This is a genomic window from Halorubellus litoreus (assembly GCF_037081675.1).
Taxonomy (GTDB): domain Archaea; phylum Halobacteriota; class Halobacteria; order Halobacteriales; family Natrialbaceae; genus Halorubellus; species Halorubellus litoreus.
Genome location: NZ_JAZAQL010000001.1, coordinates 1,400,800 through 1,423,675, shown reverse-complemented (window position 1 = coordinate 1,423,675; position 22,876 = coordinate 1,400,800). Strand labels below are relative to the sequence as shown.

Below are 22,876 nucleotides of genomic sequence, written 5' to 3'. Positions count from 1 at the left end.
ACGACCCCGGAACCCGTTCGTTTCGACCGCGTTGGAGGCATTCTTAAGACGGCGGCGCCCGGACCTCGTAGTATGCGCGTGCTGGTGACCGGTGCGACGGGGTTCGTCGGCGGCGAGTTGATTCCCGCGCTCATCGCGGGCGACCACGACGTCGTCGCGCTGGTCCGGAACCGCGAGGACTACCCCGGGAACGAGGTCGAGGTCCACGAGGGCGACCTCTTAGAGCCCGAGAGTCTCGACGGTGTGTTCGACGACGTCGACGTCGCGTACTACCTCGTGCACTCGATGCGCTCCGGCGAGGACTTCGCCGAGCGCGACGAGCGCGCGGCGCGGAACTTCGTCGACGCCGCGGACGCCGCGGGCGTCGACCGCGTCATCTACCTCGGCGGGCTCGGCGAGGAAGGCGAGGACTTGAGCGAGCACCTCGCGTCCCGTCGGAGCGTCGAAGGCGTGCTCCGCGAGGGCGAGTTCGAGCTGACGACGCTGCGCGCCGCCATCATCGTCGGCGCCGGCTCCGTGAGCTTCGAGATGATAACACAGCTCGTCGGGCGGCTGCCCGTGATGATAACGCCCCGGTGGGTGAACACGCCGTGTCAGCCCATCGCGGTGAGCGACGTCGTCGGGTACCTCACGGGCGTCCTCAGTCGCCCGCATACCGCCGGTGAGACCTACGAGATAGGCGGCCCGGACGTCCTGACGTACCGCGAGATGCTCGAACGCACCGCCGAAGCGATGGGGAAGCGACTGTACGTCATCCCCGTGCCGGTCTTGACGCCGCGGCTGTCGGCGTACTGGGTCGACCTCGTGAGCGACGTCCCGAAATCGGTCGCCCATCCCCTCATCGAGGGGTTGAAGAACCCGGTCGTGGTCGAGGACGACCGGCTCGCCGACGAGATCGACGTCGCACTGACGCCGTTCGACTCGGCGGTCCGCCGCGCGCTCTCCCGGTCGGCGAACGGGAGCGGCGGCAGTCCACTCCAGGGCGGGAGCCCCGGCCTGCAGTGACCCGCCGCGCAGAGGACGCCGACGACTCGTTTCAGGCGACGGAGGACGACGCCGCGGTCGCCGACGACTCGACGAGCGCGCTCGCCGGCGACGACGCGCAGTACGGCGACGCGTGGGTGTACGAGAGCATCGTCGGGGCGCTCCCTGGCGTCGACATCGACTCGTCGACCGCCATCGGCATCCAGGTGCTCGCGTTCGAGGCGGGCGTGCTCGTCGTCGCGGCGCTGTACGGCCTCTGGGCTGGCGTCGTCGTCGGCACGGCCGCGGTCGCGGTCGCCGCCATCGGGAGCGCACTCATGTTGACGTACGCGAGACGCATCCGCGAGCTCGACGCGCCGGAGTCCTACCGCCGCTTGCTGTTCGGGTCGAACGTCGAGGTCGTCCTGGGCGTGCTCGCGTTCGTCGCGGTCGTCACGCACCTGTTCGTGTACGACCCGCGCGTCGCGACCGACCCGCTCGTCACCGCGTTGCTGGGCGACGAACCGCCCGTGCTCGCGACGTACCTGACGCTGCTCGTGCTCTGGGACGTCGTCTACCGCATCGGGACGAGCTGGTGGGCGGCGGTCGCGGCGGTCTGGCGCGCGTACACGTTCGAGTTCGACCCGGCTCGGAGTCGCGCGTTCGCTCGCGCCGACGGTCTGAACCTCGCGTTCGCCGCCGTCCAACTGGTGTTCGTGCCGTTCGTCCTCGACCGACCGGTCCTGCTCGTGGTGCTGCTCGGGCACGTGCTCGCGGTGGCGGCGGCGACCGCGCTCTCGGTCGGTCTGACGCTCGCCGACGCCCGCGACGCCACGGTCTCGGCCTGAGTCGACACGTCGCTCGTGCGACCCGAGCGCGAGCGCTATCGCTCGTGACAGCGTCGAGTCGCCCCCCGCGACGTCCCCTGGGCGTCGCGGCTACTCCTCCTGGAGTTCCTTGAACTGGTCGAGGAGTTCCTCGGTGGATTCGCCCGAGTCGTACTCGACCTCGCCGTGGTAGACCGTCCGCTCGTCGTCGAAGTCGGCGTCGACGTGCGTCGACTTCTCCTCGCGGCGTTCGTATTCGTCCTCGTCGTAAGCACCCATCGACATGGTAACCATCACCGTGCTAAGGGGTGTCTTCATTTGAAGCTGTCGGTGGTACGTACCAGCATACCATGATTCGTCAGGGTATCGGGTCGGGATCGCCGGCCGCGGCGACTCGACCACCCTCGGGAGGCCACATCGACCCGGCCCCGTCGGCGGTCACGGGGCGCGCGCATGCCGTGGCTCTCATGTGCCAGGGGGGCGTACCGGGGGACGTGGCACGCCCCCTTCGATTCCGGTACTCGCAGGGCCGCTGGACCGACCAGCAGGTCCACGAGCAGTTGTTCTCCGACCTCGACGACAACCTCGGTGCGACGAAGACCACGCCCCACTACCAGCCACCGAACGGCTGGACTGGCGTGCGGTTCGAGATGGACAACGACGACATGGCGCTGTTCCTGTACGACGACAGCGAAGCGTACTGGCTCGGGAACACCGAGACGCCGAGCGCGCTCTGGCGGACCGACAAGCGCGACTGGGACGACGTCCCGTACCCGATCCACCGCTGGGCCCAGCGCGAACTCCTCGCGGACCTCGAAGTCGAGGCGCCCTGGACCGCGGACTACCCGCACGTCGCGTGGTTCTTCCTCCCCGTCCTCATGAGCAAGGACGGCCGACACACGACGCGCAAATTCCTCTCGGAGCACGCCTGCGGGTTCCCGGACGCCGACGCGGACGACGCGCTCGCGTTCCTCGAACGCGTCCTCGACACGGGCGTCCTCGACGACGACCGCCACGTCATGGCGGGCAAGCTCGGGACGAGCGAGTACCTCGACCTGACGCGGATGGCCTCGGCGGTCGCGGAGTACGTCGCCGCGTGGGTCCTCACCGAAGCCGGCTACGACGTCGTCCCCGAGATCGACGTCGCGGGCGGCTACAGTCTCGACTACCGCGCGATATCGCCGGACGGCACGAGCAACCTCGTCGAGGTGACCCGGCCGCTCCCGCCCCAGGACCGCTCGCAGAACAGTCCCGTCGCGGCCATCCGCGAGACCGCGCAGACGAAGACCACCGGCCAGCTCGAAGCGCACGGTGGCGGCGTGACGCTGTTCGTCGACTGCTCGAGCTACCACGACGACCAGTGGGCGGCGGTCCGCGGGGAACGCCCGGACGTCCACCACAAGCCCGCGCTCGTCTACCGCGTCCGCCCCGACGGGAGCGTCGAGGGCTACACGAAGGGCTCGGTCCCGCTCGACCTCGACGGTGTCGTCGACGTCATCGCACGGGACTGACCGGCCACGCCCGTCGGCGACGCCATCGCACGGGACTGACCGGCCACGCCCGTCGGCGACGCCATCGCACGCGACCGACAGCCGACTGGCCGTCGACGACGCCCGGTCCCTCGTGGCGTGGTAACCGGTTCCTAACCCCCTTCGTTTCGACTGGAGATACGCACGAGGGCGTCGCGTTCGACGTTGACGGCGCGAGCGAAGGGCTTACCCGCGCTCGTCGCCAAAACCACTTCCATGACCGAGGAGAACCCCGACCGCAAGCACGAGTACTCCTCCGGCCAGGGGTTCGACGACCCCTACGCCGAGTTCGACATCGACCCGCCGGAGCTCGACGTCGACCCGTCGAAGGTCGACCCCGTCGACAGCCGCGTCGTCACCGACCTCCTCGACCGGGCGAACACGAACGCGGACGCGGTCGACGCCGAGGAACTGCTCGACGTCGGCCTGAACTACGTCGCCATCAACCGCTACGAGCAGGCCGTCGACACCTTCCAGCGCGTCGCACAGTTCACGGACGACGACGCGCTCGCGCAGGAGGGCTGGGTGAACAAGGGCGCGGCCCACGCCGAACTCGAGGAGTGGGACAAGGCCATCGGCGCGTACCGGGAGGCGCTCAGTATCGACGACGAATCAGAGCACGCGGCGAGCGCGGAGACGAACCTCGCGTACGCGCTCTGGGAGTCCGGTGACGTCTCGCGGGCGCTCGAGCACTCCGAGCGCGCCGTCGAGATCGACGACCGGTTCGGGCAGGCGTGGTACAATCGCGGGTTCTTCCTCGCGGAACGCGGGCTCTCCGAGGACGCCGTACAGTGTTTCGACAACGCCATCCGCCTCGGGATGCGGAACTCGCAGATCCTCGAGGAGAAGGCGCGAGCGCTCGAGGACATGGGCGAGGACGAGCGCGCCGAGGAGGTCACGGCGGAGGCCGAGGAGCTCCGCGAGGACATGGAGCAGCAGATGGTCGAAGAGCAGGTCGGGCAGGCACCCGGCGGGTCGCCCGAGGGACTGCGTGGCGAGGACCCGCGGCCCGACCCGGCGGACGACCCGCGCGTCGACGGCGACGACCCGCGAGGCGGGCCCGGCGGCGGCGGTGGTCCGCTGTGATACTGCTCAGCGAGCGCGAGACGAGCGAGGGTCTGCTCGTCGCGGCCTGCGACGCGGACCTCCTCGGGGAGACGTTCGAGGAGGGCGAGATCTCGCTGACGGTGACCGAGGAGTTCTACGGCGGCGACGAGGTCGACGCCGAGACGGCGGTCGACGCCGTCCGACGTTCGGACGTCGCGAACCTCGTCGGTACCGAGACCGTCGAGGCCGCGGTCGACGCCGGCGTCGTCGACGAGAGCACGGCGCTCACGGTCGACGGGACGCTGCACGCGCAGGTTCTGCGACTCGGGTGAGCGTCGGCATCGATCCCGGTCAGCCGCCGCTCTCGGTCATCCCTCGCTGACGTGTTCCCAGATGACGCACCAGTCCTCAGTGGCGACGAACCCCTTGACGGCGGCGCACGCTCCCCACCCGTCGCCGTTCTGGTCGGGGATGAACTCGGCGCAGTTCCCGCAAGACTGCCCGGGTTCGGCGTCGCCGTCCGCTAACGCTTCGACTGACTCGGTGAGGCTGACGTCCGCCTGCGCGCTGAGCTGCTCGGGGTTGCGCGTCTCGTCGCCCTGCGAGGTCGCGGTCCGGTACGCTTCGGGGACCTCGGCGGTCGCGAGGTCCCCCTCGTTCATCCCCTCCGGGACCGACGGTTCGGGGAGCGACTCGTAGAGCGAGCACCAGTCGGCGCCGTCGACGTACCCTTCGACCTCGGCGCACGCGCCGAACCGGTCGCCGTTCTTGTCGGGGATGTAGTCCGCGCAGTTCGCACAGCAGCGCCCCGGTTTGTGCGTCGGTTGTTCGAGGGCGTCGTCGTACTCGGAGAACTTCACGTTCCCCTTCGGTTGCAGGTCGTCCGGATCGCGCGTCTCACCGCCGAGCGACGTCGCGGTCTGGTACGCCTCGGGGACGGGCCCGCGCTCGAACTCCTCCTCGGAGACGCCCTCGGGTCGGTCGTCGTCCCCGTCCTCGTCGTCGTCCTCGTCCGGTGGTTCGTCGGTCTCGGCTTCGGTGTCGGTGTCGCCGGTCCCGCTGAGACAGCCGCTCAGCGACGCGAGGCCGGCGGTCGTTCCAGCGGCCGCCGCGAGGTAGCGTCGGCGCGCGAGCAGGTCGAACACGTCGCTCCGGTCGTAGCCGTCGCCACCAGACTCGCGTGAGAAATTTTCTGTCATACGTTTCGGCAGACGAGATGAGAGGCCATTATACGTGAATACGGTTCAGCGGCCGAGGGAGCCGGTAGCGACTGCATACGAACACGGCCCACCGACCGAGCGAGACCGACGCAACCACGCCTCACCCCGTCGAACGCGTTCATCACGGAGCTTTATCGCCTCTCGGACCGTATTCCACTACAGGTGCTACCAATGCCCAAGAAGATACTGATGATCGTCGGCGACTTCGGGGAGGACCTCGAGATAATGGTGCCGTTCCAGGCGCTGGACATGCTCGGGCACGACGTTCACGCCGTCTGCCCGGAGAAGGAGGCCGGCGAGAAGATCAAGACCGCGGTGCACGACTTCCGTGGCGACCAGACGTACCTCGAGGAGCGCGGGCACGACTTCGAGCTGAACGCGACGATGGCCGACGTCGACCCCGCCGAGTACGACGCGCTCGTCGTCCCCGGCGGCCGCGCCCCCGAGTACCTCCGCGGATACGACGAGGTACTGGACGCCGTCCGGCACTTCTTCGACGCCGAGAAGCCGGTCGCCGCCATCTGTCACGGCCCGCAGATACTCGCCGCCGCCGACGTCCTCGACGGCTACGAGATGACGAGCTACCCCGCCGTCCAGGCCGAGGTCGAGGGCGCGGGCTGCGCGTGGGTGGACGAGGTCACGACCGACCGGAACCTCGTCACCGCGCAGGCGTGGCCCGACCACGCCGAGTGGCTCCGCCAGTTCATGACGGTCCTCGGCGACGAGATAGTGCACGACGACGCCGCGGTCGCCGCCGACGACGACTGACTTCGTCAGTCGAGCAACCGGACGCAGTCCGGTGACGACGACTGAATCGCTCGCCGCGCGCGGTCGGCCAGACCACCGAATTTTTCACGCCGACTATCGTGGACGGAATCGATGCCAGCCGCGCGTCGCGACGGTGCCCGGAACCCGTCGAGCGACGACGACGCGGCGTCGAGTGGGCCGTCTTCCACCGCGACAGCTGACCCGCACCATCGAGCTTTTGTTCCGCCACGAGTCCACGGAATCGATGGCTGACGCCGCCACCGACCCCCACGAGACCGACGCGCCGGACGTCACCCCGTTTCGCGTGCTCTCGCTGTGGTTCGCACTCACGCTCTCCGTCGGTGCACTCGCACAACTCGCACTGGACCCCGTCCTCGAACCCCAGCAGCGGACGGTCGCCGGGAACGCGCTCGCGCTCCTCGTCGCGGTCGCGACCCTTCGCGCCCGCCCGAGGGTTTCCGCCGACCCGGCGTGGCGCGCCGGCGGCGTCGGCATCGGGCTCGCGATGCTCGCCCTCGCCACCGACGAGATACTGACGCACCTCACCGCCAGTGGGACCGGACTCGACGTGCTTGGTAGCCGGTTCGTCGCCGTCCCGCTCGGCCTCGCCGTCGGCGTCGTCGTCGAGTACCACCGGAACCGCCGCGGGTCGTCGTGACCGTCGCAACACGGCGTCGTCGGCTCACTCGCCGATGACGAGCGAGTACGCGATAGAGCACAGGCCCGTGAACTGGAGGGCGCGAACGGCGAGCAGCACGTAGTTCTGCTGGAGGAGCGAGATGACGTGGAACCGGACGAGCGCCGACCCGACGAGCGCGGTGACGTACGCTGCACCGAACAGGAGTATCATGCCCGCGGACAGGAACAGCATCTTCCGGCTGCGGTCCCGGAGGACGCCGCGGAGTGCGAGCGCCGCGATGAACAGGCCGACTATCGCGGAGCCGGCGGCGAGCGCGAGTGTGGCGATCTCGACGACCGCGTACGAGAGGAGTCCCGTCATAGCTAGAACTTCCTCCAGAGGCGCTGCAGTTCGTCGGTCATATCGCGGTCCATGCGCGCGACGTCGTGTTCGAGCGCGCCGTCGCGCAGCCGGACCTCGAAGCTGTCGAGGCGCGCGACGTAGACGGCGTCGTGGTGGCCGTCGCGACGCGCACGCGTCTCCTCGCGCAGCAGGTCGACGTCCACGAGGTCGTCGACGCGGCGCGATACCGTCTGCAGCGAGGCCTCGCAGCCCTCGGCGAGTTCGCTCTTGGACTTCGGGTCGACGCTCGTCGCCGCGAGGATGCGCTGGACGTGCTCGTCCGCGAGCAGGTCCGCGACGGTCGACAGGTCGGCGGGGTCGGTCATGCTACTGAGGAGGGTCGGCGTGAGCGGTTCGGGTCGGTCGGTCGTCCCGTCCCGACGCGTCGGTCGGCGGTCACGTGTCGCTGTCGTTTGCTGGCTCATAGCTGAACAGGAGCGATCGGCTGTGTTCGTCCTGACTGTACGTGAACTCGATGTCGTCGGCGGCGAGGTCGCCCGTCGCGAACGCGAGCTCGTCGCCGGGTTCGAGCGTCGACCCCGACGCTGGTGGGTTCCGGAGCGCCTCGGTGGGGCGGAACTCGGCGCGGTCGACGGAGACGGGTTCGCCCGCGTCGTGGCTGACCGTTATCGTATCCGAGCCCTGGTCGACGCCCCACGTGACGAACGGCAGCGAGCGGTAGTCGTCGCCGTCGTCGCCGTCCATGTACGCGCTCTCGTCGAGCTGGAGTGCGACGCGGACGAACGGGTCGTCGACGGTGACGTCGACGCGCGACGCCCGGTCGCCGCGCGTGATGCCGCTGATCTGGCGTTTGACCTCGGCTCTCGACGGCGTCTCGCCGTCGGCGAACGCGTGGTCGTAGACGAAGTACGCCGAGGACTCGTCGAACGTGAACCACACCGCGCTGGCGAGGTCGCCGCTCACGATACCGAACGCGCTCAATACCGTCGGCGGCGCGCCGACGCGCTCGGTGTACGCCGCGAACGACGCGTCGACCTCGTGGCGCCGGTCGACGCGGCCCGCTTCGGCGTCGACGAGCGCCCGTGCTTTCGCCCGGCGGGTCTCGCCGGCCGTGTGGACGACCGCGTCCGTGGAGACGGCGAGCAGTCGGTCGACGTCCGTGCGGTCGTACACGTCGAACTCGCGGTAGTCGTCGGCACGCCCGTAGTTCGTGTCGGCCAGCGTCCGCTCGACGGTCGCGCGGTCGACGGACGCTTCCGCGACGCTGCCGAGAGCGCCGACGCTGACGAGGCGGTCGTACGACGCCAGCGGGTACCCGACGTAGTCCATCGACGCCTGCGCGACGTTCCGCCCGATGTCGAACGGCCGGCCGAGCTGTGCCGCGCCGAGGTCGCCTGGCGTCGCGTACGTCCAGTTCCCGTACGGGTCGTCCTCGTCCGCCGCGTCGAGCGGCGGCAGTTCGGCTTCCGCGGGGAACCATCGCCGGTAGCCGGGGGTGGCGTCACCGCGTCCGGGGAGGTCGACGTCGCCGTACCGTATCGCGCGGCTCGCCGGCGGCAGGAGGTTCGTGCACCCGGCGCTCGCAGCGGCCGTGCCCGCGGCGAGCAGCCCACCGGTTCGACGCAGCACCTGGCGCCGGGACCGACCACCACCACCACCGTCGTCCGCGCTCTGTCGCATCGTGAACAGGTTTGATGCCGGGTGGTATTATAAATGGGGACCGACGGTGACGGCCCTGGAACCCGGAGAAAGGATTAAATAGAGCGGTCAGTCGTGGCCGGTGCCGAACGCGCGCTTCGGGCAGCGACGGGCGAGCGGTCGACCACGACGCCTCGCGACGTGGTGCCGGAGTCGTCGCGGTCCTGGATCAGGGCAAACGGTCGGTGAGCGTCGACAGTGCACCGTCGAGGACGCGCCCCAGGGATGCACGAGCGAGCCAGGAGTCCTCGGCGGTGTCGCTCGCGTCGTCGGGAGCGTCCGTGGACTCGTCGAGGATGGCGGTGACGGCGTCGCGGACGCCTTCGGGGGCGTGCTCGCGGCACTCGTCGAGCGCGTCGGCGTACGCGTCCGGGTCGACGCGAGCGACGACGCGTACGGCGGCGATCTGCACGCGCGGGTCGGGGTGGGCGAGTCGGCGCGCGACGACGTCGAGCGCGTCGGGCGCGATCGCGCCAGGCGACGCCCGGGCGACGGCGGCGAGTGCGCGGAGGACGGACGCGACGACCGCCGGGTCGTCGTCGAGCGCGTCCACGAGCCGACCGGCGAGGGACGCGGCCGCGTTCGGGTCGCGCGCCGCGACGGCGGCGATCCCGCGAGCGCTCGCGGCGCGAACGGCGACCGCGTCGTCCGTCAGTGCGTCGACGAGATGGCGCGGGCACGCCGTCCCGGACGCGCCCGTGGCGAGTGCGGCGACCGCGCGAACCGCCGGGTCGTCGTGGTCGTGCCGGTCGGCGAGCGCGCTCGCCGCCGCGGCCGCATCCTCGGCATCGGTGGCGTAAGCGCGAACGAACGCGACCACGTCCGCGAGCCACTCGTCGTCCGCGTCCGCCGAGCGGCCCGAGTCGGGGAGTGCACGGACTGGGACGCTCGCCGGGTCGTCGACGGCGACGCTCACGAGGGCGACCGCCGCGTAACCGCGCACGAGGTCGTCGTCCGCTCCGAGGAGCGTCGGAAGGTCCGCCACCACGGCGCGAGCGTCGTCCGGGCGGGCGAGCGCGTGCCGGCCGAGTTCGCTCGCGGCACGCGCCCTGACGGCCCCGTCGACGGCGTCTGCGTAATCGAGGAGGACGCCCGTCGCTGGGGTGGCGTCGTCGCGGTCGCTCGCGGCGGTTGCGAGGGCGCGCGTGGCGCGGCGGCGGACGACCGCGTCCGGGCTGGTCGCCGCGTCCGTGAGCGCCGACGGGTCCGCGACGAGCGGCTCGAACGCGGTCATCGCGGCGACCGCACGCGTCGCCTCCCGATCGTCGTCGGCGACGCGCGAGAGAAGCACGGACAGCGGCGTTGCGTCGTCGATCGCCAGCGACGCGAGCGCTCGCGCGGCCGCGGACCGTACCGCGTCGTCTCCGACGGCCGCGGCGAGTGCGTCCGTCGCGGCCACGACCTCCGGCGTCGAGCGTGCGACGGTCGGGACGGCGAGTGCGGCGCGACGCCGTTCGACCGGAGCCTCGTCGTCGAGGCGGTCGAGGAGGAACGCGACGAACGGGCGAACGTCCTCGCGTGCGTCCACGCCCGTCGTCTGCGCGACGGCGTCGAGTGCGCTCGCGGCGCAGTCGCTCGTCGCCGCGGTGTCGTCGAGCGCATCCACGAGCGCCGGCACGGCCCCGGCACGACGGACGGCGTCGGGTGCGGCTGCCGCGACCGACGCGAGCGCGCACGAGACGCCCTCGCGGACCGCGACCTCGTCGTCGTCGAGCGCGTCCGCGAGCGCCGGCACGGTCCCGGCGAGTTCGTGCGGGCGCTCGTCCATGAGCGAGACGAGGTCCGCCGCGGCGGCAGTGCGGACCGCGGCCGCGTCGTCGTCGAGTCGCGCGAGCAGTCGTTCCTGTGTCGGCGAGAGCGTCGCCGTTGCGCGCTCGGCGACCGTGGCGAGTTCGCTCGCCGCGTACCCAGCCGTCCAGGCGTCGTCGGCCGCGAGCGAGTCCGCGAGCGCGTCCACGTCCCCAGAGCCCGGAGCGTCGCGAGCGACCGCGGCGACCGCGTCCGCGAGCGGTTCGCGGACGCCAGCGACCGTGAGGTGTGCGGCGACGTCCTGGACGTGGTCCGCGACCGCCGACGGTGCCGCGGTCGCGACCGCGGCGACCGCTTCGGCGAGCGGTTCCCGGACCGCGGGGTCGTCGTCGAGGCCGGCGACGAGGACGCCGACGGCGTCGGCGACGGCGGTCGGCGTCTCGTTCGCGACCGCAGCGAGCGCGTCCGCGACGGCCTCCCGGACGGCAGCGTCCGCATCTCCGAGTGCGTCCGAGAGGTCGGCGACGAACGGCGCGACCACGTCCGCGTCCTGTGCCGCCAGCACCGCGAGTGCGTTCGCGACCGCACGCCTGACGTCCACGCACTCGTCGTCGAGGTGCGCCGCGAGCGAGGGCGGTGCCGCGGCGACGGCCTCGCGGTCGGTCGCCGCGACCGCGGCGAGTGCGCGAGCGGCGTCGACGCGGACCGCGGGGTCGGTCGCGTCGAGGTGCGAGACGAGCGCGCCCGTGCTCGCCGCGACCCGACCGGGGGCGACGTCGGCGACCGCGGCGAGTGCCGACGTGGCGTGCCCGCTGACCGCGCGGTCCTCGTCGTCGAGTGCCGCCTCGAGGAGCGACGCGTGGGCGGTGACGGCGTCGGGGTGCGTCGGTGCGACGGTCGCGAGTGCCGCCGTCAGGTCCCGACGCGCCTCCGGCGGGCCGGCGGCGACGGCGTCGGCGACCGGGGTGGCGACCGCGGCGACCGCTCCCGGGTCGACCGCGGCGACGCTCGCGAGCGCTCGTGCCGCGTCCACGGCGGCGAACGCGAGCGCCTCAGCGAGCGCGTCCGTCGCCGGTGCGACCGCGTCCGGGTCCGCGCTCGCGACGTCGGCGAGTGCGCGCGCCGCGACGAGGCTCTCCGCGTCGGCGAGGTGCGCCGCGAGTGCGTCCGCGACGCGAGCCACGCTCGCCGGGTCGTGTGCTGCGACCGACGCGAGCGCGTCGACGGCAGCAGCGACGACGTCCACGCGGTCGTCCCCGAGTGCGTCCGCGAGCGCGTCCACGTCCTCGACGAACGCGCCGGGGTCGGCCACGGCGAGCGTCGCGACCGCCTCCGCGCACCGCACCCGCACCCGGCCGTGCTCGTCATCGAACCGCGAGAGCAGGTCGTCGCGGGCGCGCTGCACGTCCCGCGGCGAGTCCGCCGCGAGCGCGCCGAGTTGTCGGGCGGCGTACGCGCGAACGTCCGCGTCGCCCGCGGCGAGGAACGACGTCAACCGGTCGGTGCTGACGACGACGCCGAACGCCTCCCCGGTCCCGACGGAGGCGGGTGACGGCCCGCCGTCCTCTGTCGCTCGTTCCTCCCCGACGTCCTGCTCGGTGTCCGAGACCGGGTCCTCAGCGGAGAACACGCCCCCTCACCCTGGTTACCAGTCTGCACCCGGAACGCGTCGAATACTGCATGATTAGATCAGTAGAACACTTCCACCCCGCGCACTTAATCATTCGTTCTTTTCAGCCGTTTCAGGCCACTGAGATGCTAATATTGTTTACGGTAATTGCGTTAGTTTGCTGGTCAGATACTTACCAGTCCCCGAGTGTGGCACGGACTCGCGGGACCGAAGGACAATAGGCCCCTGAGCCGCTAGACACGCGTAATGAGTACGCAGGACGCCGAAGGCCTCGACGTGGCCGCCATCCGCGAGGACTTCCCCATCCTCGAGCGCGAGTTCAACGGACACGACCTCGTCTACCTCGACAACGCCGCGACGTCGCACACGCCCGACCAGGTCGTCGACGAGATCGCGCGGTACTACCGCGAGTACAACGCGAACGTCCACCGCGGCCTCCACCAGCTCAGTCAGGAGGCGAGCATCGCGTACGAGGACGCGCACGACCGCGTCGCGGAGTTCATCGGCGCGAGCGGCGGTCGCGAGGAGGTGGTGTTCACGAAGAACACGACCGAGAGCATGAACGTCGTCGCGTACGCGTGGGGGCTCGCAGAGCTCGGGCCCGGCGACGAGGTCGTCCTCACGGAGATGGAGCACCACGCCGCGCTCGTCACCTGGCAGCAGATATGCAAGCGGACGGGTGCGGAATGCAAGTACATCGGACTGACCGAGGACGGCCAGCTCGACATGGACGACGCCCGCGACACCATCACGGACGACACCCAGATGGTCTCGGCGGTGCACGTCTCGAACACGCTCGGGTGCGTGAATCCCGTGAGCGACCTCGCCGACGTCGCGCACGACCACGACGCGCTGTTCTTCGTCGACGGCGCGCAGGCCGCGCCGAACCGGCCCGTGGACGTCGAGGCCATCGACGCGGACTTCTACGCCTTCAGCGGCCACAAGATGTGCGGCCCGACCGGCGTCGGCGTCCTCTACGGCAAAGAGCACCTGCTGGAGGAGATGGACCCGTACCTCTACGGCGGGATGATGATCCGGAAGGTGACGTTCGAGGACTCGACGTGGAACGACCTCCCCTGGAAGTTCGAGGCGGGGACGCCCGTCATCGCGCAGGGCATCGCGCTCGCCGAAGCCATCGACTACCTCGACGACATCGGGATGGAGAACGTGAAGCGTCACGAGGAGCGCCTCGCGGAGTACGCGTACGACCGCCTCACCGCGATGGACGACGTCGACGTGTACGGCCCGAGCCCCGAGCAGGGCCGCACCGGGCTGGTGTCGTTCAACCTCGGTGACGTCCACGCGCACGACCTCTCGAGCATCCTGAACGACTACGCGGTCGCGATCCGCGCCGGCGACCACTGCACGCAGCCGCTGCACGACCGGCTCGGCGTCGCCGCGAGCGCTCGCGCGAGCTTCTACATCTACAACACCGAAGCCGAGGTCGACAAGCTCGTCGAGGCTATCGAGGGCGCCCGCGACCTGTTCGCCTGAGATGCACGCCCCGCTGGACGAGGCTGCGGTCCGCGAGCGCGCCGAATCGTACTTCGACGGCGTGTCGCCGTGTCACGACTTCGAGCACGTCCGCCGGGTGGTCGCGACCGCGAAGCGCCTCGCGGACGAGACCGAGCGCGGCGTGCACGCCCGCCCGCGGGACGTCGACCGGGACGTTCTCGTTGCCGCCGGCTGGCTGCACGACGTCGGTCGCGCGAAGGAGTCCCGCGGCGAGATCGAGTGTCACGCCGAGTGGGGTGCGAGCGAAGCCAGAACCATCCTCCGAGAGCTCGGCCGCACCGACGACGCGTTCCTGGACGCGGTCGCGCACTGCGTGCACGCTCACCGGTTCTCGAACGACGTCGAGCCCGACTCGCTCGAGGCCGAACTCCTGAGCGACGCGGACAACCTCGACGCGACCGGCGCCGTCGGCGTCGCTCGCGTGTTCGCGTACGCCGGCGAGTACGGGAACACGCTCTACGACCCCGACCTGCCGCCGAGCGAGGACGACACCGACGCCGGCGAGACGTCGTTCAACCACTTCCACAAGAAGATACTCCACCTCGAGGACCGCATGCACACCGCCGCCGGCGCGGCGCTCGCACGCGACCGCCACGCGTACGTCGAATCCTTCCTCGACCGGTTCGAACGCGAAGCCAGCGGCGAGGACTGACGCGTCCGGCGATCCCGTGTCACTCGTCGTCCTCGGGGTCGGGGAACTCGCGGCGCTGCATCGTCGGCGCCGGCACCGCGTCCGCCGCCGACGGCTCCGGGAAGACGTACAGGACCGCGCCCTCGCCGCGGCGTTGCGCGCCCAGCGAGTACCGCGGGTCGAGGTAGCTCGTCGCGACGAACCCCGATTCGAGCGGTTTCGCCGTCCAGAACCACGTGCGCTCGGGGGCACGCCACTCGCCGAGAAGGAGCGGCTCGGCGAGTGCCGCGACGTCGTACACGCGGACGCCGCCGCCGTGCCACGACGTGTACAGGCGGTCACCGTCGACGCCGAGGTTGTGCGCCGTCCACCCGGACTGCGTTCGGTTCCCGCGAGGGTCGGGCGGCCGGAGCACCGACCGGACCGACGGCGTCGCGCCGTCGACGTCGAGCGCGCGGAGGTCCCAGCACTCCACGCCACCCGGCCCGCCGTCCTTGAGTGTTCGCGGGACGTCGAGCGCCTCCTTCCCGACGAACGCCGCGCTCCCGTTCGCGTTCGGCTGCACGTAGTGGCTGTTCCCCGGTCGTTCCTCGAACTCCGCGGCCAGCCCATCGATGCCAGCGAGGTACGCCGGGTCGTGGCCGCCGAGGTGCGCGAGCGCCGTCGGCGCCGTCGGGTCCGCGACGTCGACGACCCACGTCCCCGCGTCCCAGTACGCCGCGTACAGGACACCGTCCTGGACGTAGACGTCGTGGCAGTTCCGGAAGAGGCCCGGGACCGTCGCCCACGCCGAATCCGCGTCGGCGGGGTTCCAGCGTGCGACCTCCTCGGGGTCGTCGTCGCGCACGTCGTAGACGACGACCGGTTCGCCGAACTCGCCGCTGCCCGCGAGGTAGACGTGGTCGCCGTCGACGAACGAGTTGTGCGGGCCGAACGCCGTCTCGTGGAACGCGACGCGCTCCGGGCTCGCGGGGTCGCTGACGTCGTACAGGAAGAACCCCTTCAGTGACTGCGAGAGGAAGCGCGGTTGCGCGGTCGGGCCGGCAACGAGCAGTCGGTCGCCGGACACCTTCACGTCCCGGACGGCCGTCATCGGTCGCTTCCCGTCGTCCGCGCCGGCTTCGAGGTCGCGTTCGACGAACGCCACGGTCGGGTCGAACGGGTTGCTCGCGTCCACGACCGCGAACCCGTTGCCGAGCGCGCAGTACACCGTCTCGCCGTCGTCGTCGACGACCGCCTCCGTGACTCCAGGGAGAGCGAGTCGCCCCGCCGGGTCGACGGTCGGGAACGCCTCCGGAGCGACGCTCGCACCGGTCGACGCCTCGGGATCGACGCCCGCCGCGGTCGACGCGTCGTCGGTCGCCGACGCTCGAACCGTCCCGCTGGCGGCAGCGAACCCGCAGACGACGCCGAGTCCGGCGACGGTCGCGAGGACGCGCCGTCGCGTCGGCCGAGGGCCGGTCGCTCGCTCGCGCATACCGTCCCCTTGCGGCGCTCGCGTCAAACCGCTCGTTGCCACGTGCCGACCGACTGGTTGCGCGCCGAACCGTCCGTCGTCCACGCCACCCCGACCGCAGCACGCGCAACAGTCGCGATTCCGGCACCTCCGGGGTGCTGCGGAACGCTTTTGCGGCCGACGACCCAACCCAGACACAACGATGGGAATGGGCTCGGACATGTACCGACAGCAGATCCTCGATCACTACAAGAACCCGCGTAACTACGGGGAGATCGAGGACGCGACGTTCACGCACGTCGGCGAGAACCCGATGTGCGGCGACGAGATAACGATCGACGTCGTCCTCGAGGACGACGACGAGACCATCGAGGCGGTGGCGTTCCGCGGCGACGGCTGCGCCATCTCGCAGGCGAGCGCGAGCATGCTCACGAGCGAACTCCGCGGGAAGACCCTCGACGAGCTCCACGCGATGGACCGCGACGACGTCGTCGACATGCTCGGCGTCGACATCTCGCCGATGCGCGTGAAGTGCGCCGTGCTCGCCGAGAAGGTCGCACAGGACGGCGCGGACATCTACAAGGGCGACATCGAGGACGTCGACATCACGCGGACCGAGGAAGACGACGCCGACGTCCCCGACGACGCCTGATCATCCCCTTTTCGCCCACGTTTTCCGGCGGTCGAGTCGCGAGCGAAGCGAGGCGACGCAGTCGCCTCGATGGCGAACGGGCATCGCCCGTGAGCCGAAGCGAGCGGCGAGGCCGCCGAGAAAAGGTGGTTGCACGTCACGCGGACCGAGGACGACGACGCCGACGTCCCCGACGACGCCTGAGCGACTGTTTTCGAGTTGCGTTCGCTACCTGCTCAGGCGACGGTGTCGAGGAACGCGCGGACCCTGTCGGTGACGACCGCGGGGTTGTCGACGACGGAGCCGTGGCCGGCGTCGGGGACCGTGACGACGTCCACGTCGGCGTTCACGAGGAGGGTCTGGAGTCCCGTTGCCATCGTCGCGAGGGTGCCGGGGATGGCGTCGCCGTAGCAGACGAGCGTCGGTGCGGTGACGGCGGTCGGGTCGAAGTCGCTCCGCGGGAACCCGGTGGTGGCATCCGCGACCTTCACGAGTTCGTCGTGCGCGATGGGCGGGTCGGCGGCCACGAGTTCGAGGATGGCGTCGGCGTTCCCCGCTGACCCGGGCGCGAGCGTCTCGTACGCTCGAATCTGGAGGCGGTTGAGGGCGTCGTAGGAGACGATGCGGTCGAGCCTGGAGAGGAGCGTGACGAACCCCATGGCGGCGCGGCCGCGCCACCCGACCGGGACGGTACTGACGGGGTCGACGAGGACGAGGCCGGCGACGTCGTCGGGGTACATCGCGGCGTACTGCTGGGCGATGGCGCCACCCATGGACGCGCCGACGAGCACGGGCTGGGAGACGTCGAGCGCGGCGAGGAGCGCGCGGAGGTCGAGCGCGTACAACTCCATCGTGTACGACTCGCGCTGGGAGCCGCCGGTGTGGCCGTGGCCGCGCGTGTCGTACGCGACGACGTCGAACGCGTCGCCGAACGCGTCGAGTTGCTGCGCCCACACGGTCGCGCTCATCCCCATCGGATGTACGAACACGACGGGTCGGCCGCTCCCGCGTCGATAGTACCTCGTGTCGAGGCCGTTCGTCCGTGCGGTCCCGCGTTCGAGGTCCTCGAGTCGCTCGAACGTCTCGAGGAACGACCCCGCCGTCGGGTCGACCGTCGCCGGCTCCCCGGCGTCCGTGCTCGCGTGCTGCATGCGAGCGGTACGCTCGCTGTGGGCATAACGACGCCGCGTCCCCCACGACGAGCCGGGAGGTGCCGTCGAGCTTCGACGAAGGCGTCAGGCGGCACGGCCGCGAGAACCCCGACTTCATTGCAGTAGTCACGTCTCGATTATTGCCAGATAGCGTTGAATTGGCTCCCGTTACCATCCACCTAGCCAGCAGTTAACTTTCGCACAATGCTTTGATAAATTTTAACCTCGTTCGTTCGAGACCGTGGTGTCGTGATTGGAGATAGCACACCTGACGCAGGACGACGCTCCTTCCTCAAGGGCGTCGGCGTAGCGGGCGCAACGGCAGCCATCGGCGGCGTCGCGGGCGCGGACGACGCAGCCGAGCGCGTCGAACGCATCGTCGGCCTCAGCGACACCGTCGACGTCGCGGACGCCGAAGCCACCATCCTCGCCGGCGACGACCTCCCCGAAGGCGCCGAGATCGTCTCGCGGAACGACGTCCTCAACTACGCCGTCGTCGAGCTCGACGCGAGCGCGAGCACGATGGACGTCTCCACGTTCGAATCCCGGCTCGCCGACAACTCCGACGTCAAGTACCACGAGGACAACGCGGCCAAGTGGCAGCCGATGGCGGTCGAACCGAACGACCGACTGTTCGAGGAGATGTACGCCCCCCAGCAGGTCCGCGCACCCATCGCGTGGGAGGCCACGCAGGGCAGTTCGGACGTCACGGTCGCCGTCGTCGACACCGGCATCATGTACGACCACCCCGACCTCGCCGACCAGTACGGCGAGACGAAAGGTCGTGACTTCGTCACCGTCGACGACGCCGAACGCGACGACGACCCGTACCCGCCGGACCTCGCCCAGGAAGCCCACGGCACGCACGTCTCCGGCACCATCGCCGCCGGCATCGGGAACGACACCGGCGTCGCCGGGATGAGCGACGCGACGCTGCTCGCGTGCCGCGCACTCGGCGCACAGGGCGGGAAGACCGCGGACATCGCGGACGCCGTCCAGTGGGCGACCGATCAGGGCGCCGACCTCGTCAACATGAGCCTCGGCGGCGGCGGGTACTCCGAGACGATGAAATCCGCCGTCTCGTACGCCGTCAACAACGGCTGCCTCCCCATCTGTGCCGCGGGGAACAACGGCACCGAGGGCGTCTCCTACCCCGCGGGCTACAACGAGTGCATGGCCATCTCGGCCATCGACGAGAACCTGAACCTCGCGAGCTTCAGCCAGTTCGGCGAGAAGATCGACCTCGCCGCGCCCGGCGTGAACGTCCTCTCGTGCTGGACCCAGGAGAAGAGCGAGTTCGGCGGGAAGTACAACCGCATCTCGGGGACGTCGATGGCGACGCCCGCGACGACCGGCGTCGCCGCGCTCGCGGCGGCCGCGAACCCCGACCTGTCGCCGACGGAACTCCGCCAGCACCTGAAGGACACCGCGGTCGACATCGGCCTCGGCGAGACGGAACAGGGCGCGGGCCGGGTCGACGCCGCGAAGGCCGTCGGCGCGACCGGCGACGACGACCAGGCGCCCGATGCGGTCGCTCGCGCGAGCATCACCGACCCCCACGAGGGCGAACGCGTGACGTTCCTCGGGAGCGACTCCAGCGACGCCGCCGGCTACGTCAGCGAGTGGTCGTGGGACCTCGGCGACGGGACGACCGCGACCGGCGAGAAGGTCGTCCACGAGTACGACAGCGCCGGCGACTACACGGTCACGCTGACGGTCACCGACGACGACGGTGCGACCGCGACCGACAGCGTCGACGTCACCGTCCAGCCGGGGACGTGCGCCGAAGGCCCCGTGAAGACCGACTCGTTCAGCGGGACGGTCAGTCCGACCGCCGAACAGCGCGACATCAGCCGTCACGACTACTCGTGGCAGACGACCGAACCCTGCGAGCTCGAGCTCTCGTTCACGTACCCCGAGGGCCGGAAGTACACCGGGTTCGTCATCCAGGGGAGCGGGAGCGACCGCGACGTCTTCACGGGCGAGTCCATCACGCTCCTCTCGAGCGACATCGACTCCTCGAAGGCGCTCCAGGTCGGCGTGCTCGCCCAGAAGGGCGCGGACGAGGCCGACTACAGTATCGACGTCGAAGAGCACGGGTTCGCACAGGAGGGCGGCGAGGAACCCGAGCCGAACGAACCGCCGACGGCGAAGCTCTCGCTGAGTAACGGGAGCGTCCAGACCGGCCAGGAGCTGTCCGTGGACGCCTCGACGTCGAGCGACACCGACGGCTCCATCGATAGCTACGAGTGGACGTTCGGCGACGGCGCGACCGCGTCCGGGAAGACCGCGACGCACGCGTACACCGACGCCGGCGAGTACACCGTCACCGTCACCGTCACCGACGACGACGGCGCGAGCGACGACGCGCAGTCGACGGTCACCGTCACCGAACCGAACCAGGGGCCGACCGCGAGCGTCGTCGCCGACGCCGACGACGCACCCGTCGGGAGCGACGTGACGTTCGACGCGTCCGGGTCGAGCGACGCCGACGGCACCATCGAGACCTACGAGTGGAGCGTCGACGGTGCGTTCGTCACCGAGGGCACCGAGCCGATGTTCACGTACGCGTTCGAGGACGCCGGCGAGCACACGGTCTCCGTCACCGTCGTCGACGACGACGGCGCCAGCGCGAGCGACGACGTCACCGTCCAGGTCGACGAGACCGGCGGGAGCTGCGGCGACGAGACCGCGACCGACAGCGTCGGCGGCCTGCTCCGCGGCTGGTGGGACGAGGACTCCTACACGTACACGACCGAGACCGGCGACCCGTGCCGCGTCACGCTCACGCTCTCCGGTCGCGGTCGCGGCAGCGACTTCGACCTCTACGTGACGACCGACGGCCGGACGCCGACGACGTACGACTACGACCTCCGTTCGATCACGCCGCGGAGCGACGAACAGATCACGGTCGAGGACGTCGACGGCGACCTCGGCGTGCTCGTCGACTCGTACAGCGGCGGCGGCCGCTACACGCTCGACGTCGAAGAACTCGGGAACTGAATCGGCTCCCTCACCGCTGAGGGCGGTCGTCGTCGCGAACGCTCGCGCCGAGCGCCTTCGCGACCGCGAGCAGGAACCCGAGGCCGGTGCGCACCTCGGGGTCGCGGGTCGCGCGGAGCGCGCCGACGACACCGACGCTCTCGGGGGGTTCGTCGGCCGCGTCGCCGACTGCCTCCAGCATCGTCTCCAGCCCGCGGACCGTCTCGGGCTCCGCAGCGGTGTCCGCGAGCTCGCCGAGCGCGGTCCCGCGTGCGGCGAGCGTCTCCACCATCTCGTCGTCGAGCGCGCCGGACGCGAGCGCGACGACGTCAGCCATCGCCGCGAGGTCGTCGAGCGTCCCGGACCGCTGGAGCGCGACGACCGTCTCCATCGCGTCCGCGAGTTCGCTCCCGTTCGCGCCGACGGATTCCGCGAGCTGCACGGTCTCCCGCGTGGCGAGTCCGTCCGCGGACTCCGCGAGCGTCCCGCCCGTTTTGGCGAGCGATTCCACCATCTCGTCGTCCATCGCCCCCATGCCGAGGTCGAGGACGTCCAGCAGGTCGTTCACGGCGTCGAGTCGCTCGAGGAAGCGCGCCACCGCCTCGGGGTTCGCCTCGATCGCGGCCGCGAGCGCCTCGCGGTCCGCGCCGTCGAGGTCGACGGCCTCGAACGCCCGTTGCTCCTGTTCACTCATCTCGACCACCTCAGAGCGTCCCCCTGGCGGTCAGCCAGTACGACTGGTTGTACGCGAGTTTCGCCCAGTGCACGGGCCGAGACTCGTCGCGGACGACCGGCGGGCGTTCGTAGTCGAAGTCGACGAACGTCGCCTCGTCCATCCCGGCTTCCAGGAAGCACATCGTCTTCCCGTCGTACGTCGCCGTCGGCACCGCACCGCGGACCGACGCGGCGAGGCGCTCCGCGACCACGCCCGCCTGATAGTGCGCGACGCTCCCGGCCTTCGACGTCGGGACGTCCGCCGCGTCACCGATGGCGTACACGTCCGGCGCTCGCGCAGCCTCCAGGGTGTGCTTGTCGACCTCGACCCAGCCGTCGTCGCCGAGACCCGCCTCGGCGATCAGGGGCTGGCCGTCGTGGGGCGGGATGGCGACGAGGAGGTCGTAGTCGAGCTCGGTGCCCTCCATCGACTCGATGACCTTCGCCTCGGGGTCGACCGATTCCGCGTTGAAGAACGTCTCCGCGCGGATGTCGCGTTCCGCGAAGCGCTCGCTCGCCCACTCCGCGATGGGTTCCAGGCCGTGCGTTCGGTTGATCGGGTACGTGTACGTGATGTCGACGTCGTCGCGGATTCCACGTTGCCGGAACCACTCGTCGGCCATCAGGACGAACTCGACGGGCGCTGCCGGACACATGTGCGGCACGCCGACGACGCTCAGGACGAGATGGCCGGACTCGAACGCCGCGAGTTCGTCCCGGAGCGCTTCGGCGCCCTCGGGGCCGTAGAAGTGATGCCCGCCCTCGACGAGACCGGGAACCGCCTCGGGCGTGAGTCGTGCACCCGTGGCAACGGTCGCGTAGTCGTACTCGAGACTCGTGCCGTCCTCGAACCCGAGCGTCTTCGCGTCGGTATCCATCTCGGTGACGCGCCCGATGCGGAGGTCGACCCGACGGTCGACGAGCTCGCTCAGTGGGCGGCTCGCGTCCGCGACGGTCTTCTTCCCGAACGGCACGTACAGGAACGTCGGCTTGTAGACGTGGTCGGGGGATTCGTCGACGAGCGTCACCGCGACCTCGCCCGCGTCGATCTCCGCGTGGAGTTCGTCCGCGAGCTTGTTCGCGAGGACGACGCCGCCGGTGCCCGCCCCGACGATGACGATTCGAGTCATGCTTTCTCCACGTACAGGCTCCAGTAGTCGTCGTGCTCGACGCTGTCCAGCAGTTCGTGGCCGGCCTTCTCGACCCACTCGGGGACGTCCGTCGTGGAGCCGCGGTCGCTCGTCTGTAGTTCCACGACGGTTCCGGAGTCGGCCTTCTTGATCTTCCCGATGAGGTCCATGAGGGGGCCGGGGCAGCCGGCGCCGCGTGCGTCGATCGTTACGTCGGGGGTGATGGTTTCGGTCATTGTCTTGGGGTGGATTC

At 70.5% G+C, this 22,876-nt stretch carries 22 protein-coding genes; 11 read left to right on the top strand and 11 right to left on the bottom strand.

All coding sequences use genetic code 11. The features are described from left to right. Nucleotides 1–72: 72 nt before the first annotated feature. Nucleotides 73–1,005 carry an NAD(P)H-binding protein gene (locus VYJ16_RS07085; protein ID WP_336349584.1) on the top strand — a complete coding sequence of 311 codons (933 nt, stop codon included), beginning with the start codon at nt 73–75 and terminating at the stop codon, nt 1,003–1,005. After that, complete coding sequence (locus tag VYJ16_RS07080) at nt 1,002–1,811, top strand: DUF7530 family protein (RefSeq protein WP_418934293.1); 810 nt, start codon at nt 1,002–1,004, stop codon at nt 1,809–1,811. The genes VYJ16_RS07085 and VYJ16_RS07080 overlap by 4 nt, the downstream gene beginning before the upstream one ends. Before the next feature lie 90 nt (nt 1,812–1,901). Here VYJ16_RS07080 and VYJ16_RS07075 read toward each other — a convergent pair whose 3' ends face one another. Then, nucleotides 1,902–2,075: a DUF5786 family protein gene (locus VYJ16_RS07075; RefSeq protein ID WP_336349583.1), complete on the bottom strand. Its 174-nt coding sequence runs from the start codon at nt 2,073–2,075 to the stop codon at nt 1,902–1,904. 209 nt (nt 2,076–2,284) lie between these two features. On the opposite strand from VYJ16_RS07075, the gene VYJ16_RS07070 reads away from it, so the two are divergent. The 3 genes from VYJ16_RS07070 to VYJ16_RS07060 all read left to right on the top strand — a co-directional run bounded on the left by VYJ16_RS07070 (nt 2,285) and on the right by VYJ16_RS07060 (nt 4,698). Beyond that, nucleotides 2,285–3,301, top strand: coding sequence for a DUF5784 family protein (locus VYJ16_RS07070; RefSeq protein ID WP_336349582.1), 1,017 nt, complete (start codon nt 2,285–2,287; stop codon nt 3,299–3,301). 234 nt (nt 3,302–3,535) lie between these two features. Beyond that, nucleotides 3,536–4,405 (top strand): tetratricopeptide repeat protein, encoded by an 870-nt coding sequence (locus VYJ16_RS07065; protein WP_379761938.1) that lies wholly within the window; start codon nt 3,536–3,538, stop codon nt 4,403–4,405. Then, nucleotides 4,405–4,698: a DUF424 domain-containing protein gene (locus VYJ16_RS07060; protein WP_336349677.1), complete on the top strand. Its 294-nt coding sequence runs from the start codon at nt 4,405–4,407 to the stop codon at nt 4,696–4,698. Before VYJ16_RS07065 ends, VYJ16_RS07060 begins: the two co-directional genes overlap by 1 nt. 36 nt (nt 4,699–4,734) lie before the next feature. Here VYJ16_RS07060 and VYJ16_RS07055 read toward each other — a convergent pair whose 3' ends face one another. Further along, entirely contained in the window at nt 4,735–5,565 is an 831-nt protein-coding gene (locus VYJ16_RS07055) for a high-potential iron-sulfur protein (RefSeq protein ID WP_336349581.1), read from the bottom strand. A gap of 192 nt (nt 5,566–5,757) precedes the next feature. Between VYJ16_RS07055 and VYJ16_RS07050 the strand changes: the two genes are divergently transcribed. Beyond that, nucleotides 5,758–6,354: a DJ-1/PfpI family protein gene (locus VYJ16_RS07050; protein WP_336349580.1), complete on the top strand. Its 597-nt coding sequence runs from the start codon at nt 5,758–5,760 to the stop codon at nt 6,352–6,354. A 244-nt stretch (nt 6,355–6,598) separates the two neighbouring features. Next, nucleotides 6,599–7,012 (top strand): hypothetical protein, encoded by a 414-nt coding sequence (locus VYJ16_RS07045; protein ID WP_336349579.1) that lies wholly within the window; start codon nt 6,599–6,601, stop codon nt 7,010–7,012. A 24-nt stretch (nt 7,013–7,036) separates the two neighbouring features. On the opposite strand, the gene VYJ16_RS07040 is transcribed toward VYJ16_RS07045, so the two are convergent. From VYJ16_RS07040 to VYJ16_RS07025, 4 genes are all read right to left on the bottom strand, one after another. After that, nucleotides 7,037–7,354, bottom strand: a complete 318-nt coding sequence (locus VYJ16_RS07040; protein WP_336349578.1) for a hypothetical protein — start codon at nt 7,352–7,354, stop codon at nt 7,037–7,039. A gap of 2 nt (nt 7,355–7,356) precedes the next feature. Beyond that, nucleotides 7,357–7,800 (bottom strand): helix-turn-helix domain-containing protein, encoded by a 444-nt coding sequence (locus VYJ16_RS07035; protein WP_336349577.1) that lies wholly within the window; start codon nt 7,798–7,800, stop codon nt 7,357–7,359. Further along, the gene (locus tag VYJ16_RS07030) at nt 7,772–9,016 is read right to left on the bottom strand and encodes a hypothetical protein (RefSeq protein WP_336349576.1); all 1,245 of its coding nucleotides are present in this window, start codon (nt 9,014–9,016) and stop codon (nt 7,772–7,774) included. The genes VYJ16_RS07035 and VYJ16_RS07030 overlap by 29 nt, the downstream gene beginning before the upstream one ends. A gap of 187 nt (nt 9,017–9,203) precedes the next feature. Next, nucleotides 9,204–12,413 (bottom strand): hypothetical protein, encoded by a 3,210-nt coding sequence (locus tag VYJ16_RS07025; protein ID WP_336349575.1) that lies wholly within the window; start codon nt 12,411–12,413, stop codon nt 9,204–9,206. A 246-nt stretch (nt 12,414–12,659) separates the two neighbouring features. Between VYJ16_RS07025 and VYJ16_RS07020 the strand changes: the two genes are divergently transcribed. Further along, nucleotides 12,660–13,907, top strand: a complete 1,248-nt coding sequence (locus tag VYJ16_RS07020) for a cysteine desulfurase (protein WP_336349574.1) — start codon at nt 12,660–12,662, stop codon at nt 13,905–13,907. A gap of 1 nt (nt 13,908) precedes the next feature. Continuing rightward, nucleotides 13,909–14,580 (top strand): HD domain-containing protein, encoded by a 672-nt coding sequence (locus VYJ16_RS07015; protein WP_336349573.1) that lies wholly within the window; start codon nt 13,909–13,911, stop codon nt 14,578–14,580. A 19-nt stretch (nt 14,581–14,599) separates the two neighbouring features. On the opposite strand, the gene VYJ16_RS07010 is transcribed toward VYJ16_RS07015, so the two are convergent. Continuing rightward, on the bottom strand, nt 14,600–16,036 hold the full coding sequence (locus tag VYJ16_RS07010; protein ID WP_336349572.1) for an LVIVD repeat-containing protein: 1,437 nt from the start codon (nt 16,034–16,036) through the stop codon (nt 14,600–14,602). A gap of 181 nt (nt 16,037–16,217) precedes the next feature. On the opposite strand from VYJ16_RS07010, the gene sufU reads away from it, so the two are divergent. After that, complete coding sequence (sufU, locus tag VYJ16_RS07005) at nt 16,218–16,667, top strand: Fe-S cluster assembly sulfur transfer protein SufU (protein ID WP_336349571.1); 450 nt, start codon at nt 16,218–16,220, stop codon at nt 16,665–16,667. 215 nt (nt 16,668–16,882) lie between these two features. Here the strand turns inward: sufU and VYJ16_RS07000 are convergent, their stop codons facing one another. Further along, nucleotides 16,883–17,797 carry an alpha/beta fold hydrolase gene (locus VYJ16_RS07000; protein ID WP_336349570.1) on the bottom strand — a complete coding sequence of 305 codons (915 nt, stop codon included), beginning with the start codon at nt 17,795–17,797 and terminating at the stop codon, nt 16,883–16,885. 249 nt (nt 17,798–18,046) lie between these two features. Between VYJ16_RS07000 and VYJ16_RS06995 the strand changes: the two genes are divergently transcribed. Then, a complete protein-coding gene (locus VYJ16_RS06995) occupies nt 18,047–20,800 on the top strand; it encodes a S8 family serine peptidase (protein WP_336349569.1) in 2,754 nt (917 codons plus the stop codon). Between the two features lie 10 nt (nt 20,801–20,810). Here the strand turns inward: VYJ16_RS06995 and VYJ16_RS06990 are convergent, their stop codons facing one another. The 3 genes from VYJ16_RS06990 to VYJ16_RS06980 are packed head-to-tail and all read right to left on the bottom strand — an operon-like array spanning nt 20,811 to nt 22,859. Continuing rightward, nucleotides 20,811–21,473, bottom strand: a complete 663-nt coding sequence (locus tag VYJ16_RS06990; RefSeq protein ID WP_336349568.1) for a helical membrane plugin domain-containing protein — start codon at nt 21,471–21,473, stop codon at nt 20,811–20,813. 10 nt (nt 21,474–21,483) lie between these two features. Next, nucleotides 21,484–22,623 (bottom strand): NAD(P)/FAD-dependent oxidoreductase, encoded by a 1,140-nt coding sequence (locus VYJ16_RS06985; RefSeq protein WP_336349567.1) that lies wholly within the window; start codon nt 22,621–22,623, stop codon nt 21,484–21,486. After that, a complete protein-coding gene (locus VYJ16_RS06980; RefSeq protein WP_336349566.1) occupies nt 22,620–22,859 on the bottom strand; it encodes a sulfurtransferase TusA family protein in 240 nt (79 codons plus the stop codon). Before VYJ16_RS06980 ends, VYJ16_RS06985 begins: the two co-directional genes overlap by 4 nt. Nucleotides 22,860–22,876: the final 17 nt, after the last annotated feature.

Bases quoted from the DNA above. Each gene is read 5' to 3' on its own strand.
- VYJ16_RS07075 (WP_336349583.1), bottom strand. From the start codon at position 2,075: ATGTCGATGGGTGCTTACGACGAGGACGAATACGAACGCCGCGAGGAG.
- VYJ16_RS07020 (WP_336349574.1), top strand. From the start codon at position 12,660: ATGAGTACGCAGGACGCCGAAGGCCTCGACGTGGCCGCCATCCGCGAG.
- VYJ16_RS07055 (WP_336349581.1), bottom strand. From the start codon at position 5,565: ATGACAGAAAATTTCTCACGCGAGTCTGGTGGCGACGGCTACGACCGG.
- VYJ16_RS06980 (WP_336349566.1), bottom strand. From the start codon at position 22,859: ATGACCGAAACCATCACCCCCGACGTAACGATCGACGCACGCGGCGCC.
- VYJ16_RS07010 (WP_336349572.1), bottom strand. From the start codon at position 16,036: ATGCGCGAGCGAGCGACCGGCCCTCGGCCGACGCGACGGCGCGTCCTC.
- VYJ16_RS07040 (WP_336349578.1), bottom strand. From the start codon at position 7,354: ATGACGGGACTCCTCTCGTACGCGGTCGTCGAGATCGCCACACTCGCG.
- VYJ16_RS07085 (WP_336349584.1), top strand. From the start codon at position 73: ATGCGCGTGCTGGTGACCGGTGCGACGGGGTTCGTCGGCGGCGAGTTG.
- VYJ16_RS07000 (WP_336349570.1), bottom strand. From the start codon at position 17,797: ATGCAGCACGCGAGCACGGACGCCGGGGAGCCGGCGACGGTCGACCCG.
- VYJ16_RS07045 (WP_336349579.1), top strand. From the start codon at position 6,599: ATGGCTGACGCCGCCACCGACCCCCACGAGACCGACGCGCCGGACGTC.
- VYJ16_RS07015 (WP_336349573.1), top strand. From the start codon at position 13,909: ATGCACGCCCCGCTGGACGAGGCTGCGGTCCGCGAGCGCGCCGAATCG.
- sufU (WP_336349571.1), top strand. From the start codon at position 16,218: ATGGGAATGGGCTCGGACATGTACCGACAGCAGATCCTCGATCACTAC.
- VYJ16_RS06985 (WP_336349567.1), bottom strand. From the start codon at position 22,623: ATGACTCGAATCGTCATCGTCGGGGCGGGCACCGGCGGCGTCGTCCTC.
- VYJ16_RS07050 (WP_336349580.1), top strand. From the start codon at position 5,758: ATGCCCAAGAAGATACTGATGATCGTCGGCGACTTCGGGGAGGACCTC.
- VYJ16_RS06990 (WP_336349568.1), bottom strand. From the start codon at position 21,473: ATGAGTGAACAGGAGCAACGGGCGTTCGAGGCCGTCGACCTCGACGGC.
- VYJ16_RS07030 (WP_336349576.1), bottom strand. From the start codon at position 9,016: ATGCGACAGAGCGCGGACGACGGTGGTGGTGGTGGTCGGTCCCGGCGC.
- VYJ16_RS07065 (WP_379761938.1), top strand. From the start codon at position 3,536: ATGACCGAGGAGAACCCCGACCGCAAGCACGAGTACTCCTCCGGCCAG.
- VYJ16_RS07035 (WP_336349577.1), bottom strand. From the start codon at position 7,800: ATGAGCCAGCAAACGACAGCGACACGTGACCGCCGACCGACGCGTCGG.